General features: G+C 73.0%; 14 protein-coding genes. 2 read left to right on the top strand and 12 right to left on the bottom strand.

All coding sequences use genetic code 11. The features are described from left to right. Nucleotides 1-14 precede the first annotated feature (14 nt). Nucleotides 15-581 carry a GNAT family N-acetyltransferase gene (locus GA0070618_RS00955; protein ID WP_088979930.1) on the top strand — a complete coding sequence of 189 codons (567 nt, stop codon included), beginning with the start codon at nucleotides 15-17 and terminating at the stop codon, nucleotides 579-581. A gap of 242 nt (nucleotides 582-823) precedes the next feature. On the opposite strand, the gene GA0070618_RS00960 is transcribed toward GA0070618_RS00955, so the two are convergent. Then, entirely contained in the window at nucleotides 824-1402 is a 579-nt protein-coding gene (locus GA0070618_RS00960; protein ID WP_088979931.1) for a hypothetical protein, read from the bottom strand. 158 nt (nucleotides 1403-1560) lie between these two features. Between GA0070618_RS00960 and GA0070618_RS00965 the strand changes: the two genes are divergently transcribed. Continuing rightward, nucleotides 1561-3123: a class I SAM-dependent methyltransferase gene (locus GA0070618_RS00965; protein WP_088979932.1), complete on the top strand. Its 1563-nt coding sequence runs from the start codon at nucleotides 1561-1563 to the stop codon at nucleotides 3121-3123. 79 nt (nucleotides 3124-3202) lie between these two features. On the opposite strand, the gene GA0070618_RS00970 is transcribed toward GA0070618_RS00965, so the two are convergent. From GA0070618_RS00970 to GA0070618_RS01020, 11 genes are all read right to left on the bottom strand, one after another. Next, complete coding sequence (locus GA0070618_RS00970) at nucleotides 3203-4285, bottom strand: alcohol dehydrogenase catalytic domain-containing protein (RefSeq protein ID WP_170107838.1); 1083 nt, start codon at nucleotides 4283-4285, stop codon at nucleotides 3203-3205. Beyond that, nucleotides 4272-4973: a GntR family transcriptional regulator gene (locus tag GA0070618_RS00975; protein ID WP_143740287.1), complete on the bottom strand. Its 702-nt coding sequence runs from the start codon at nucleotides 4971-4973 to the stop codon at nucleotides 4272-4274. The genes GA0070618_RS00970 and GA0070618_RS00975 overlap by 14 nt, the downstream gene beginning before the upstream one ends. An 8-nt stretch (nucleotides 4974-4981) precedes the next feature. Then, complete coding sequence (locus GA0070618_RS00980; RefSeq protein ID WP_088979935.1) at nucleotides 4982-5890, bottom strand: 2-deoxy-5-keto-D-gluconate 6-phosphate aldolase domain-containing protein; 909 nt, start codon at nucleotides 5888-5890, stop codon at nucleotides 4982-4984. Then, entirely contained in the window at nucleotides 5887-6891 is a 1005-nt protein-coding gene (locus GA0070618_RS00985; RefSeq protein WP_170107837.1) for an alcohol dehydrogenase catalytic domain-containing protein, read from the bottom strand. Before GA0070618_RS00985 ends, GA0070618_RS00980 begins: the two co-directional genes overlap by 4 nt. Continuing rightward, a complete protein-coding gene (locus GA0070618_RS00990) occupies nucleotides 6888-7709 on the bottom strand; it encodes a carbohydrate ABC transporter permease (RefSeq protein WP_088979937.1) in 822 nt (273 codons plus the stop codon). The genes GA0070618_RS00985 and GA0070618_RS00990 overlap by 4 nt, the downstream gene beginning before the upstream one ends. After that, a complete protein-coding gene (locus GA0070618_RS00995) occupies nucleotides 7706-8659 on the bottom strand; it encodes a carbohydrate ABC transporter permease (RefSeq protein ID WP_088979938.1) in 954 nt (317 codons plus the stop codon). The genes GA0070618_RS00990 and GA0070618_RS00995 overlap by 4 nt, the downstream gene beginning before the upstream one ends. Before the next feature lie 7 nt (nucleotides 8660-8666). Then, nucleotides 8667-9959 carry an ABC transporter substrate-binding protein gene (locus GA0070618_RS01000; RefSeq protein WP_157748907.1) on the bottom strand — a complete coding sequence of 431 codons (1293 nt, stop codon included), beginning with the start codon at nucleotides 9957-9959 and terminating at the stop codon, nucleotides 8667-8669. 26 nt (nucleotides 9960-9985) lie between these two features. Further along, complete coding sequence (locus GA0070618_RS01005; RefSeq protein ID WP_088979940.1) at nucleotides 9986-11095, bottom strand: diphosphate--fructose-6-phosphate 1-phosphotransferase; 1110 nt, start codon at nucleotides 11093-11095, stop codon at nucleotides 9986-9988. Between the two features lie 5 nt (nucleotides 11096-11100). Beyond that, complete coding sequence (locus GA0070618_RS01010; RefSeq protein ID WP_157748908.1) at nucleotides 11101-12564, bottom strand: aldehyde dehydrogenase family protein; 1464 nt, start codon at nucleotides 12562-12564, stop codon at nucleotides 11101-11103. Continuing rightward, nucleotides 12561-13799, bottom strand: coding sequence for a mandelate racemase/muconate lactonizing enzyme family protein (locus GA0070618_RS01015; protein WP_088979942.1), 1239 nt, complete (start codon nucleotides 13797-13799; stop codon nucleotides 12561-12563). Before GA0070618_RS01015 ends, GA0070618_RS01010 begins: the two co-directional genes overlap by 4 nt. Nucleotides 13800-14157: 358 nt before the next feature. After that, entirely contained in the window at nucleotides 14158-14940 is a 783-nt protein-coding gene (locus GA0070618_RS01020; protein WP_088979943.1) for a DeoR/GlpR family DNA-binding transcription regulator, read from the bottom strand. Nucleotides 14941-14996: the final 56 nt, after the last annotated feature.

The raw sequence follows: 14996 nt of genomic DNA on the forward strand, positions 1-14996 counted from the left end.
GTTAGTCTGCGTACGTGGCAGACCTGGAATCCGTCGCCTGGCCGCCCGCCCCGATCAGGACCGAGCGCCTCGTGCTCCGTACGGCCGAGGCCCGGGACCGTGCGGCGTTCGTCGAGTTGTTCGCCTCGGCAGAGGTCGGCACCTACATCGGTGGCCCCCGATCGCGTGACGAGCTCGAACGCGCCGTGCCCGAGGTGCCCAGGCGGCGTCGCGGCCACTTCGTGGTCGATCTCGACGGAGCGATGATCGGCATGGTCACGCTCGATCGGCGCGACGCGGAGCGTCCCGACCACGTCGTGCCAGCTGCCGGCAGGGCCTCGCTGGGCTACATGTTCCTGCGGGAGGCGTGGGGACGCGGGTACGCCGCCGAGGCGTGTGTGGCGGCACTCGGCTGGTTCGCCGGCGCGTTCCCCGACGAGCCGGTGGTGCTCTGCACCCAGACCGCCAACGACCGCTCGATGCGCCTCGCGGCGAAGCTGGGGTTCACCGAGGTGGAGCGGTTCGAGGAGTACGGCGCCGAGCAGTGGCTCGGCGTGTGGTCCCCGGTCATGGGCAACCGGTCGCCCGAGTCGGTGCCATAGACGCAGTGCGCGCCGTACGGCTGTGCCCCTGTTGCTTCCTGTCCAGCCGCCCCGTCTGTGCGGGCAGCTCCACAGCCTCCGTTGGGCACCCGTTCCGCCGGTAGCCGGACGTCGTCGAGCACCCGGCTGCGGCTCCACCACCGCCCACCGGGACCACGGACGGACCACGTCTTCCCAGGGCCCGCTGCCCCGCTCACCGGCGGCCGGTACGGCGTCTCCGTGACCCCGCCGGACCGGCCCGGTCAGTCCGCGCCGACCACCAGGACGCTGGCCTCCTCGTCGTCCAGGGCCGCGACGAGCTGTTCCAGCGTCGCCGGTCCCTCGTGGTCGAGGATCAGGACGGGGCGCAGGTCGTCACCGCAGGGCTCGCCCTCCGGGCTCAGCGCGGCCCGGTGACCGGGGCCCGGCAACAGCCCCGGCTGGTCGGCAAGGGCCGCCGGGTCGATCCGGATCTCGCGACGCAGCACGACGACCCGGCCGTCCGGGAGTTCCTCCAGCCCCAGCCCTGCGACGATCCGACGGAACTCCTCGTCGTGGTGGCGTACCGCCTCGGTGGCGCGCTCCGGGAAGGTCACCAGCCGGACCACGAGCCGGTCGTCGGTGACCTCGACCCGGGCCCACAGGTCCATGGGGAGCAGGTAGAACACACCCTCCTCGCCCTCGTGACCGTAGTTGAACAGGGCGCAGGCGAGCTGTTCGTCGGCACCGCCCCGGGTGTCGACGCCCAACACGATGTTCACCTCGTCGGACTCGGACAGGGGCACGGCGGTGACCCACATCCGCACCGAGTCGTCACCGAAGTGGGGCAGCGAGGGGCTCATGCGAGTGATCACACCACAGACGTCCGACAGCGAGCTGACCGGCCGTTGGCGTTGGCTCTCCGACCCGTTCGGCTGGTTCGCGGACCGGTGATCCCACCCGACGGGTGGGCCGACACCCCGGCGGGGCCGCCCCGGCGGGGATCGGCTAGGAACGTCCCATGCCCCGCTACCTGCTCTTTCCCGGTCGGCACCACCTGCTGACCCGGTTCCAGGCCGAGTACCTCCGCCGACTCGCGACCGACAGCGGTGACACCGCCACGGCCGGTGGCGGCGGTGGCGGTGGCGGTGGCGGGGTCACCGTGGTCTGGGCGGTCACCTCGGCCAACCACGAGAACACCCGACGCAACCCGGTCCCCTACCACCGGCGCGAGGCGGCGATCGAGCGGTTCAGCGTGCTCACCGGGCTCCGGTCGGTGGTGGTGCCGGTCTTCGACACCGCCGAGACCGACCGGTTCGCCGAGGTGACCCTGAAGAACGTGGCGGCGGCCACCGGGCGGGAGCTGACCCCGGCCGACACCGTGGTCGCCTGCTCGACACCGGAGGTCGCCGCGATGTACGAGCGGCTCGGCTTCACCATCGCCGGCGTGGAGGCCGAGGTCGAGCCGACCCCCGCCCGGCCGTGGGACGTGCTGCTGCGGCTGGCCGCCGGGGACCCCGCCTGGCGGGAGCTGGCCCACCCCGCGACCGTCGACGTGTACCGCCGCTACCGGCTGGACGACCTGGTGCGGGCGGTGGTCAACGACCCGGTCGTCGGCGACGAGGGCGGCCTCACCGCCACCCGGGACTACCGGACGTACGCCGAGGCGTTCGCCGACGCCGCGCAGCGCAAGTGGTCGGCGGTCCGGGAGCACGTCCGGCCGGGGCGGATCGTCGACGTCGGCTGCGGCGCGGGAGCGGTGCTGGAACTGGCCGACCGGGAGCCGGCGCTGCGGGAGAGCGACCTGATCGGCGTCGAGGTGGCCCGGCACCTGTTCGAGGAGTGCGTGCACAAGAAGGCGCAGGGCTTCTTCACCAACCCGAACGTCTTCTTCTACCGCCGTAACGTGCTCGGCGGGGCGGTGTTCGCGCCGCGCTCGGTGGACACCACGTTGACCTTCGCGCTGACTCACGAGATCTGGTCGTACGGTGACCGGATGGCGTCGCTGCGCCGGTTCGTGCAGGCCATCTACGACCACACCGTGCCCGGCGGGGTGTGGATCAACAGCGACGTGTGCGGCCCGGACGGCCGGGACCGGACGGTGCGGTTGCGCCTGTCCACCGAGGACGGCACCAACCCGGCACGGCCCCGGACGGACCTGGCGTCCCTGCCGCCGGAGGAGGTGGCCGCGTACGTCGGCGGGCTGTCGACCCGGGCCCGGCTGGACCAGTTCGCCGTCGACTACCGGTTCCCGTTCACCTACCGCCCCGCGCCCGACGCGTCCGGGGCGGTCGTCGAGATGACGCTCGGCGACGCGATGGACTTCCTCACCCGCAAGGACTACACCGACAACTGGCTGTCGGAGACCCGCGAGCAGTTCTGCGGCCTGGAGTACGCCGACTGGAAGGCGCTCCTCGCCGACGTCGGCTTCGAGGTCGACCCGGCGAGCGGCCCGAGCCGCAACGACTGGATCGTCACCAACCGGCTCGCCCCGGTCGCCGGGCTCTCCACCCCGGACGGCCGACCGCTGGACTGGCCGGTCACCCACGTCTTCCTGGTCGCCCGCCGTCCGGTCAACACCTGACGGGTGGTAGCAGGGGCCCCCTGTTACCGCTTTTTGTCGTGCAGGGGTCCCCTGCTACCACCCACCCCCACACCCCCTGCTACCGCCCGGTGGCGACACGCGCCGGGCGCACACCACCCCGGGCGGCCTCCTCGCCGTACGGGGCGATGAACACCTTGTCGGCCTCGCCACCGCCCTGCGCCCGCAACGCGCGGGTCACCTCGTCCACGCCGTAGAACGCCGGCCGCAGCCGGTCCAGCCCGAGAGTCGGCAGCAGCCCCACCGCGCGGTGGTGGGTGTACGGGTTGATCACCGCCCCGACGATGGTCAGTTCCCGGGCGAAGATCTCGTTCGGGCGGATCCGTGCCTCGTCCTGCGGTCGGGCGACCCCGAAGACCAGGATGCGTCCGCCCCGGCTCGCCATCTCCACCGCCGATTCGAGGATCCGGGCCGAGCCGACCGCGTCGACCACGTACGGGAAGCCGAGGCCGTCGGTGTGGGCGCGGGCCGCCTCGGCGCTGCCCGGTTCGCCCGGGTCGAGGGCCGCGTCGGCGCCCATGCGCAGCGCCAGGTCCCGCCGGTCCGGGCGGGGGTCCATCACCACGATCGGGGCGAGTCCGCGCGACCGGGCCAGCGCCACCATCATCGCCCCGGCCGGACCGGCCCCGTAGATCAGCACGGGCAGGCCGGAGCGGGGGTCGAGCTGGTCCATGCCGTGCACGCAGCACGCCAGCGGCTCGGTGAGCGCCCCGATCCAGGGCGGGGTGTCCGGCGGCAGCCGGTAGGCGATCCGGGCGGGCAGCACCATCCGTCCGGTCATGCCACCGTCGAGGCGCACCCCGTAGCCCCGCTTGTGGTCGCAGAGGTGCTCCTGGCCGAGACGGCAGTAGACGCAGGTGGTGCAGTAGTCGTGCGGCTCGACGGTGACCAGGTCACCGGGGGTGAGCCGGTCGACGTCCGGTCCGACCTCCGTGACCCGGCCGCAGACCTCGTGGCCGAGCACCACCGGGTAGGCCGCCGGGAAACTGCCGCCGACGATGTGGCTGTCGGTGCCGCAGACCCCGACGGCCAGCGGGGCGACGGCCACCTCGCCGGGACCGGGGGGACGGGTCGGCACCCGCTCGGTGCGGACGTCCCCGGGGCCGTGGCACCGTACGGCGAGGACGGTGTCAGCAGGCGGCACGCAGCAGCTCCTTGAGTCGTCGGATGTGCGCCCGCGCCGCCTCACCGGCGGCGTCCGGGTCACCGGAGCCGAGCGCCTCGAAGATGGCCTGGTGTTCGGCGACGGCCTGGACCATGCCGCCGGTGAGGCTGGTCGACCGCATCGCGATCATGACCCGCCCCTGGACGCCGTCGAGCATCCGGATCAGCACCGGGCTCTGCGCGGCCTGCCGGATCTCCCGGTGGAACGCCGCGTCGAGTTCGATGTGCCGGGCGAAGTCGCCGGCCTCGGCGACCTCCCGGTGCTCGGTGAGCAGGGCGAGCAGGCGGCGGCGCAGCGCCGGGGTGTAGCGTTCGGCGGCCAGCCGGGCGACCGCCCACTCCAGCGCCTCGCGGGCCTCGTAGAGGCTGACCAGTTCCTCGCCCTCGATCCGGGCGACGACCGCGCCCCGGTTCATCTCCTCCCGGGCCAGGTCGTCCTGGACCAGCCGGATCACCGCGTCGCGGACCGGGCTGCGGCTGACCCGGAACTCCTCGGCCAGGGCGGGGACGCTGAGCCGGGCCCCGGGGCGCAGCTCCCCGGAGATGATCCGGTCCCGGAGGGTGCGGTAGATCAGCTCACCCACCCGCTCGCCGGTCTGGAGGTCGGTGTCCGGCGGGAGCACCGGCAGCGTCAGGGCGGACGACCCCGACGGGACTTGTGTCGTCACTGGTGACCTCACTCGTGTGGCTGGGGCCCGTCGGGCACCGCGGCGAGGAAGGCGGCGGCGAACCGCCGGTAGTTCGCGGCGACCGTCGCCACCGCCCGGGGCCGGGCCAGGTCCCCGGCGAGCAGCCCGCGCAGTGCGTCCCACCAGATGCTACGTCCGATAGCGAAGCCGGTGAATCCAGCGCCGGCCGCATCGGTCAGCCACTGGTCGACCTGCGGCGCGGGGGCGTTCGCGCCGAGCAGGATGCACTCCCCGCCGGTCTCGGCGGCGATCCGGTCGGCGGTGCGGTAGTGCTCCGGCGCGGCGAGGTGCTCCAGTTTCCAGACGTCCACCGGCATGTCGGTGAGGATCTCGGTCATCGCCCGGTGCACCAGGGCGGGACGCAGTTCCCGGTCGAACCGTCCGCTGTCGCCGCCAACCGAGTCGAGCTGGGCGGGGGTGGGCGGCACGAGCAGCTCGAACAGGAACCGGCCACCGGCGTCGCGGGCGGCGGTGGCGACCTCGGCCAGTCGTTCCCGCTGCACCCGGTTGCCGTCGGCGTCGCCCTCCACGTTGTAGCGGACCAGCACCTTCGACAGGTCGGGGCGGTGGTGGTCCAGGTAGGACTTCAGGTCCGCCGGTTCGGTCTCGTAGATCTCGCAGCCGCCCCGCTCCACCGGCATGCTGACGGTCACCCCGTGCGCGCGGGCCCGCTCGGGGACGCCCGCGCCGAGGGTGTCGTCGACGAGGATGCCGGCGTGCGCGGCGAGGCGCGGCTCGTCGGCCAGCGCGGCGAGCAGCCCCTCAGCCACCATGTGCTTGCCGTCGCAGATGGCCGCGCGCTGCGCGGGCGTGGCGGTCCCGGTGTGGCCGTAGAGCGCCTTGGTGAGCCAGGGCCGCTGGTCCACGGCGAGGATGAGCAGGTGCCGCTGGTTCATCGGGCGTCCTCCGAGACGATGCAGGGCTTGAGGTAGTCACCGGCGACGAAGCGGGCGAAGGCGTCGGGCAGGTCGGCGAGGGCCAGCGGGACGGTCAGCCGGTCCCGCAGGGCCGCGCCGGAGTCCCGCAGCAGGTCCCAGTTCGCCTCGACCTCGCTGGTGGGGAAGTAGAACGAGCGGATGGTGAAGCAGTCGGTCCGCCGCCAGCGGGGCGTCGCCGGCATGGCGTACGGCTGGTCGGACTCGCCGAGCACGACGACCGCGCCGCCCGGGGCGACCACGCGCTGCGCGGTCTCCCGGGCGGCGGTGGCTCCGCTGACCTCGATCACCAGGTCGTACTGGTTCTCGGAGTCGAGGTCTTCGGCGGCCCGCGCGCCGAGCGCGACGGCGGTGGCCAGCCGGCCCTCGTGCGGGTCGGCAACGTCGACCGCGCCGACGCCGAACGCGCCGGCCACGGAGATCACCCCGAGCCCCAGCGGTCCGGCGCCGACGACCAGGGCTCGGTCCACCCCGTCGGGTTGGACGCGCTGCCACAGCCGCAGCGCGTGCGCGGCGGTGCCGACCGTGTCCAGGCCTAGCACCGCCGTGGTCAGCGGCACGTCGTCGGGGACCGGGAGCAGGCACCGGGCAGGTACGTCGACGTGCTCGGCGAAGCCGCCGTCGCGCTGCCAGCCGATCAGTTGGGTCAGCCGCAGGCACTGGTTGGTGCGCCCGGCCGCGCAGCGTCGGCAGGTGCCGCAGAAGACCGGGATGTAGACGATGGCGCGGGTGCCGGTGGGCAGGTCGACCCCGGCGCCGGTCTCGACGACGGTGCCGCCGATCTCGTGGCCGGGCACCACCGGCGAACCGGAGCGCAGCAGCCGCTTGTCCGAGCCGCACAGGGCGCAGACGTCGACGCGCAGGCGTACCTCGCCGTCGGCGACCGGGCCGAGGGTGACCGTGTCGAAGTCGATCCGGCCGTCGCCCGGGAACCGGGCACGGACGCTGGTGGTCGTCGTCACTTGACGGCACCTCCGGTGATTCCACGTACCAGCCACCGCTGCGCGAAGATCGTCAGCAGCAGCGCGGGCACTGAGATGAGCGTGCTGGCGGCCATCAACCCGCCGAAGTCGTTGGAGCCCTGCCCGATGAAGTTGAACGCGATGACGGTCAGCGGCAGGGTCCGGTCGTTCGCCAGGGCCAGCGCGAACAGGAAGTAGTTCCAGGAGAAGACGAAGCTGAGCGTCAGCGCGACGGAGACGCCCGGCATGGCCAGCGGCAGGACGACGCTGCGGAACCGCTGCCAGGTGCTGGCCCCGTCGATGAGCGTGGACTCCTCGATGCTGATCGGGATGTCCTCGAAGAACGGGATCAGCAGCCAGATGCAGAGCGGCAACGTGATGATCAGGTGCGCCACGATGAGCAGGGCGTAGTTGAGCCCGGTGTTCGACGGGGCGTCGATGCGGATGGAGAGGACGAACAGCGGCAGGACGAAGAGCACGCCCGGCGCCATCCGGGCGAGCAGCGTGACGAAGCCCAGCGTGTTGAGCTGCCGCCGGACCACCACGTACGCGGCGGGGGCGCCCAGCACCAAGCCGAGCAGCGTGGACCCACCGGCGACGACGAGGCTGTTGACGATGTAGCGGCCGAACTCGAACCGCTCGAACAGGTTGGTGAAGTTCTCCAGCGTCAACGGCGAGCCCACGTCGAACAGGGAGCCGGTGATGTCGACGTTGCGCCGCAGCGACGACCAGAGCATGAACAGCACCGGACCGAAGAAGATCACGGCAAAGAAGGCGTACGCGGTGTAGACGCCGACCAGCCGCTTGCCCGTGTTCACTTCGCGGCCCTCCTTCGTACCAGGGTGAAGACACCGGCGATGAGCACGACCAGCACCAGCAGGGCGATCTGGAGGGTGGCGGCGTAGCTCGGCTCCTGGTCGACGAACGCCTCGTTGTAGCCGTACACGTTGAGGGTGTTCGTGGCGTCGACCGGACCGCCCTGGGTCATGATGTAGATGGTGTCGAAGAACCGGACGAGGTCGACGGTGCGCAGCAGCATCGCGACGGTCAGCACCGGACGCAGCAGCGGCAACCCGATGTTCCACGCGGTACGCCAGCCGCTGGCACCGTCGATGGAGGCCGCCTCGAACGGCTCCTCGGGCAGCGACCGGATCCCGGCGGCGATGATCAGCGCCATGAACGGCGTCCACTGCCAGATGTCCACCAGGGCGATCGACCAGGGGGCGATCTCCGGGTCACCGAGCCAGACCACCGGGTCGATCCCGATCACGGCGAGCAGTTCGTTCGCCGCGCCCAGGCTCGGGTCCATGATCAGCAGCCAGAGCAGGCCGACCGCCACCGACGCGGTGATCGCCGGGATGAGCATCATCCCCTGGAAGATCCGCCGGCCCGGGACGTCGAGGCTCATCACGTAGCCGAGTGCGAGTCCCAGCAGGGTCTCCACGAACAGGCAGACCACGAAGAGGAAGAGCGTGACCTTCAGCGAGTTGTAGAAGGCCGGGTCGGCGAACATCGCCGCGTAGTTGTCGAAGCCGAGGAAGCCGGCGTTCGTGCCGTCGGACTGCCGGTCGGTCACCGACAGCCAGACCGTGTACCCGATCGGCAGCAGGACCAGCAGGGCGGTGACCGCCGCCGCCGGCACCACGAAGGGCCAGATCCCCCGGGCCGTCGGGTGGACGGAGGTCCGCCTGCGGCGGCCCCCCGGCCCCCGCCCGGCCGGAGCGGGGCGGGGGACGGATGAGCGTGTCGTCGTCGTGTCGGTGCTCATGGGATACCTACTGGGTGTTCTTCGCCAGCAGCGGGGTGAGGCCGGTCTGGATCTCCTTGGCCGCTTCCTCGGCGCTGGCCCGGCCGAGGATCACCTTGCCCACGGCGTCGCCGATGACCTTGCGCATCTCGGCGGCCGCGACGCCGACCGGGCCGACCTCGGTCTCACCGCCGGTCTGCGCCTTGGTCAGCGCGGTGTTCCACTGCTTGAGGGTCTCGGTGTTCAGGGTGGCGGTGTAGGCCGGGTCCTGGCTGACCGAGGTGCGCGGCGGGGCGATGCCCGCCTTGGTCAGCTCCAGCTGGGTCTCGGCGCTGGTGGCCCACTGGACGAACTTCCAGGCGGCGTCCTTGTTCTTCGAGAATGAGGAGATCGCCAGGCCCCAGGAGAGCACGGTGGTCTTCGACCCGGCGGAGCCGGCGGGGAAGTCGAGCACCCCGATGTTCTCGGCGACCTTGGAGGTCTTCGGGTCGACGATGCTGCTCAGCTCGTTGCTGGACTCCAGCTCCATGGCCGCGTCACCGGCGGCGAACAGGGCGGAGGACTGGGTGAAGGTGTTGTTGACCACGCCGGGCGGGCCGTACTCGCGGGCCAGGGTGGCGTAGCGGTCGATCGCGGCGACCGCCTTCGGGTCGTCGAAGTTCGGGGTCCCGTCGTCCTTGGTCCACTTCACGCCCTCGGAGTGCAGGAACGGGCCGAAGGTGAACGGCAGCGCCGCGGACTGTCCGCGCAGCGCGATCGGGGTGACCTTGCCGCCGGACTTCTGCTTGATCTGCTCGGCGGCGGTGGTCAGCTCGTCGAGCGTGGTCGGGGGCTTGACGCCGTACTGCTGGAACAGGTCGGTGCGGTAGTAGAGCACCACGCCCTCGACGTTGATCGGCGCGGCGATCATCTTGTCGTTCACGGTCATCCCGGCGCGGACCGCCTCCGGGAAGTCGTCGACCTTGTACTCCGTCGCCCCACCGGCCCGCTCGTCGAGCGGCTCGTAGTAGTTGGCCTTGGCGAACTGCGGGCCCTCCCGGGACGGCAGCGTCATGAACACGTCCATCGACGAGCTGCGGGACTGGAGGTTGAGCTGCACCTTGTCCCGCATCTGCTGCTCGGCGAAGGTCTGCACCTTCACCGTGACACCGGACTCCTGCTCGAACTCGTCGATCAACGGCTCGATGGCCCGCTGCCAGGGGTGGTTGGACATGATCAGGTTGATCTCGTTGGCGGAGCCGGCGGAGTCCGAACCGCAGCCGGCGGTGAGCCCGCCGATCAGGGCCAGGGCGAGCGCCGTGCTCAGGTACCTGTGCCGCATGGTGTGCCTTTCCGATTCGAGGGATGTCACTCGGTGACGAGGGGGGCGAGCCATCGGTGGAATTCGTCGAGTTCGGCCGGGTCGGTGGTGCGCCACTCCGGCGGTACGGGTCGGGTCCGGCCGGCGACGTCGGCCAGCGGCACCGGGTCGTACCCGGCCGCGTACGGGTCGGTGCCGGTGCGGTGCAGCCCGACCATGAGCCCGGTCGCCTTCTCGGCGAGCAGCCGCGCCGCGCACCGGCCGGCCTCCGCCGCCTCCCGGCGGTCCACCCCGCTGGCCAGGGCGGCGGCCGAGCGCTGCACCATGCCGAGGACCTCGCCCCGGGCGACCACCCCCAGTTCGGCGGTGACCAGGGCGGCCAGCCGGCGGGACACGCCGCCGGTCAGGATGCGGGTGTGGTTGACCGCGTCGAAGGGCTCGTCGGTCAGCTCGCGGGCGGCACCCTCGCTGGTCACCACGAACGCCCGGCCGTGCGCGTCGAGGGTGTCGGAGACCCGGTGGAGGAACTCCGCGGAGTCGAACGGCACCTCGGGGAGGAGCACCAGGTGCGGCGCGTGCGCCGGGTCGTCCCGGTGCCGGGTCGCGGCGAGCGCCAGCCAGCCCACCGACCGGCCCAGGGTCTCCACGATCCGCACCGGCTCGATCGACCGCATGGCCGCGTGGTCCCGGGCCAGGTCCGGTACGACCGTGGCCAGGTACCGTGCGGCGGAGCCGAACCCCGGGCAGTGGTCGACACCGACCAGGTCGTTGTCGACGGTCTTCGGGATGCCGACCGTGCACAGCGGCAGCCCGGCCCGCTCCGCGCGTTCGGTGAGCGCCGCGAGCAGGGCCATCGTGCCGTTGCCGCCGATCAGCGCGACCCCGTCGACGCGGTGCGCGGCGAGCGTGGCCACCGCCGCGTCGAGGTCGTCGTCGGTGACCGCCCGGCGGCCCGCACCGAGCCAGGATCCGCCCCGCCGGGTCCACTCCGGCGGCACGTCGGCGAGGGTGGCCGGGGTGAACCGGCCGTCGACGAGCCCGTCCGGGCCACCGCGCAGGGCGAGCACGTCGTGCCCCTGCGCGCCGTCGAGGAAGCCGCGCAGGCTCGCGTTGACCACGCTGGTCGGGGCCCCGGTCTGGCCGATGAGCAGGCGCATGGCGGTCAGGCCCCCGCCGGGCGGGACGCGACGCTGAGGAAGGTCTGGAACGCCTCCAGCCCGGGTCGGCCGCCCTCGTAGCCGAGGCCGGAGTCACCGAGCCCGCCGAACGGGATCCACGGCGTGTTCGGGGTGCCGGTGTTGACGCCGACGATGCCGGCGCGCAGCCGGCCGGCGACCGCGTGCGCCGCGTCCAGGTCGGTGCCGCAGACGTAGCCGGCGAGTCCGTACCCGGTGGCGTGGTGCAGCGCCAGCGCCGCGTCGAGGTCGTCGTAGACGTGCACCGGGGCGACCGGCCCGAAGATCTCGCTGGTCATGGCGAGGCTGTCCACGGGCGCGTCGAGCAGGACGGTCGGGGTGGCGTAGTGCCCGACGGTCGGGGTCGGGGCGTCCGGGGTGACCGCGCGGGCGCCCTTGGCGACGGCCTCGTCGACCAGTTCGGCCATCCGGGCCGGGTCGCCGGCCGGGGCGAGCGGCCCGAGGTCGGTGCCGGGGTCCCGGGGGTCGCCGACGGTCAGCGCCCGGGTGGCCGCGACGAACGCCTCGGTGAAGTCGGCGGCGACCTCCCGGGCGACCAGGATCTGGTTGGCGGCGATGCAGGACTGGCCGTTGTTGCGGTACTTCGCCACGACCAGGGTCGCCGCGGCGGCCTGCGGGTCGGCGTCCGGCAGGACGACGAACGGCGCGCAGCCGCCCAACTCCAGGACGGTCCGCAGGAACCGCGGCGCCGCCTGGGCGGCCACCAGTCGGCCGACCCGGGTCGACCCGGTGAACGAGACCGCCTGCACGGCCGGGTCCGACAGCCACGGGTCGACCACGTCGGCGGGGGTGCCGAGCACCGTGCCGAGCACCCCGACGGGCAGGTGCCGCTCGCAGACGGCGGCGAGCACCAGGGACGAGACCGGGGTCAGCTCGGACGGCTTGAACAGCACCGGGCAGCCGGCGGCGAGCGCCGGGGCGATCTTCCGGGCCGGGATGGAGACCGGGAAGTTCCACGGGGTGAGCACGGCCGCGACGCCGACCGGTCGGGCGGCGACCCGGTGCTCGTGCTGCGGCACCACGGTCAGCCGCTGCTCCTCCTGCCGCTCGACGAGGTCGGCCATGACCCGGAAGTAGGTGACGGTCAGCCCCAGCTCGGCGGTGGACTCGGCCAGCCGCTTGCCGGTCTCCCGGGTGATCAGCGCCGCCCACTCCGGCCGGGTCGCCAGGGCCTCGACGTCGTCGGCGATCGCCCGCAGGGCGGCGGCCCGCTGCGGCACCGGGGTCGCCGCCCAGGTCGGCAGCACGGCGGTGGCGGCGGCGAGCGCCCCGGTGGCCTCGGCGACACCGCCGGTGGCGACCTCGGTGAAGGCGTCGCCGGTGGCCGGGTCCACCACCGGCAGCACCGGGCCGGAGGCGTAGGACTCCGTCCCGACGCGCACCGCGCTCCGGGCCGCGAGTACCGCGTCGACGATGGAAAAGTCGGTCACAGCTGCTCCTCGTACGGGTCGAGCTGGTCCGGATCGAGGTCGATCCCGAGACCGGGGCGGTTCGGCACGACGACCGTGCCGTGGTCGGTCAGGAAGGCGTCGGCGGCCCGGCGCAGCGGGTTGGAGCGCACGTCCCACTCGACGAGGGACGTCGCCGGGCTGCTCGCGGCCACCTGCACGGTCGCGGCGGTCGCGATCGCGCCGTTGTAGAGGTGCGGGTTGACGGTCTTTCCCGCCGCCTCGGCGGCCCGCAGCACGGTCAGGTACTCGCTGATGCCGCCGACCTTGGTGAGGTCCGGTTGGAGGATCGCGACCCCGTCGCCGGCCAGGTACGGGGTGAAGGCCGCCGCGCCGTAGAGGTTCTCGCCGGTGGCCAGGGGCATGCCGGTGCGGGCGGCGAGTTCGTCCAGTTCCGCCGGTCGGTCACCGGCGAGGGGCTCCTCGACCCAGGCGACGCCGAGGTCGGCGAGGGCCGGCACCGTCCGCAGCGCCTCCGGCAACGTCCACGCCTGGTTGGCGTCGGCGAAGATCTGCGTGGCGTCGCCGAGTACCCGCCGGGCGGTGCGGACGTTGGCGAGGTCCCGGTCGTGGCCGAAGCCGACCTTGACCTTGACGGCGGTCAGGCCGAGCGCCGCGCAGTGCGCCGCGGTCTCGGCGACGCCCTCCGGGCCGAGGCTCGAACCGTAGACGGGCAGCTCGGCGCGGGGGTGGTCGGTGAGCAGCGACGCCAGGCTCCGCCCGGCGTGCCGGGCGGCCAGGTCCCAGAGCGCGATGTCGACGGCGCTCACCGCCTGGTGGATCGGGCCGGGGGCACCCCACTGCCGGCCCAGCGGGCCGAGCTTCGCCATCAGGGCACGGTGCGCCGCCTCGGGACTGCCCGGCCGGGTGCCGACCAGCAGCGGCGCCACCCCCTCGTCGATCGTCCAGATCCGCTCCCGCCAGGCCCAGGACGGGTAGTTGGCCCAGCTCTCGCCGACGCCGACCGAGCCGTCGGCGAGGACCACCTCCACCAGGACCATCACCCGGTGGCTGAGCGGGGCGAAGGACATCGCGATCAGCTCGTCGGGGCGGGCGCGGAACACCCGGCAGCGCACCTCGGCGACGGGGGCGTCGGGCAGTCGCGGGGCCGCCCCGGCGGGGGCGACGGCGTCGACCGGGTGGCCGTCGGCCGACTCGGTCACGTCCTCGACCGCCACCCGGTCCACGAGGTGGTGCAGATCTCGACTGGAGCCCATGAGTCCTCTCTCACACCTGTGAACAACTGCATGCAGTTCTAGCCGTCGTTCATCGAGCGGTCAAGAGCTGGAAACAAACCGGAGCACCACGATCAGGCAACGGAGGCGGCGAGATCGGACACCGCACACCAGACCGGACAGTCGTCCCCGGCGACGTCGCCGGTACTGGTTGATCGACTCCGGTTCGGCGAGACCGGCGTGACACAGCCGCCCGCACACCGCGACACCGGCGACCTGCGCGGCCAGCGAACGCCGGGCCCGGCCATGGAGGTGGCGGGGCCGCGCGGGCCGGGGCGGGTGGGACGGCCGGCCACCAGGGCGGCGGGACCGCGCGGTCAGCGGCCGGGCGGTGGGCGGGTCAGGCGGGGACGACCCGGATGCCGTTGCGGCGCACCGCCCCGGCCACCGGCTCGGGCAGCGGCGCGTCGACGACCAGGGTGTCGATCCGGTCGAGCCCGCAGACCTGCACCGGGGCAGCCGCGGTGAGCTTGCTGGCGTCCACCAGCAGGACGATCTCGTCGGCGATCTCCATCAGCGCGTGCTTCGCGCTGAGTTCGATCTCCGAGCGCACGTAGACCCCACGGTCGTCGACCGCCCCGGCGCCGAGGAACAGCGTCCGGATCCGTAACCGCCGGGTCAGGTCCCGGACCCCGAAGCCGACCAGGGCCTGGTTGTCGTGCAGCAGTTCGCCGCCGATGCCGATCACCCGGGCCCGGGGGCGCGACAGCATGTGCCCGAGCACGGGCACCGAGTGGGTGACCACGCACCCGTCGAACTCCGCCGGCAGGGCGTGCGCGACCTCGGCGGCCGTGGTGCCACTGTCGATGCCGATGGTGTCGCCGGGCCGCACCATACGGGCGGCGGCGGCGCCGATGGCCTGCTTGGCCCGGGTGTGGGTCTGCGCCCGGGAGGCGAACCCGGGGCCGGCGACGCCGCCCGGCGGCAGGCTCACCCCACCGTGGACGAGCGTGACCTCGTTGGCCTCGGCGAGCTGGCGCAGGTCCCGGCGGACGGTCATCTGCGAGACGCCGAGCTGGGCGCTGAGTTCGGCCACGGAGAGGAAGCCCGCTCGGCGCAGCGCGGCCATGATCTGCGTGCGACGCCGGGGGGCGCCCTCGTACCGAGCCGTCTCGACGCTCACGCCGGGCCTCCTGCCGATCGCCCACACGGGTTCGTCGGAAGTTTAGAGCACCACAG

It is taken from the genome of Micromonospora echinospora, assembly GCF_900091495.1.
GTDB lineage: Bacteria > Actinomycetota > Actinomycetes > Mycobacteriales > Micromonosporaceae > Micromonospora > Micromonospora echinospora.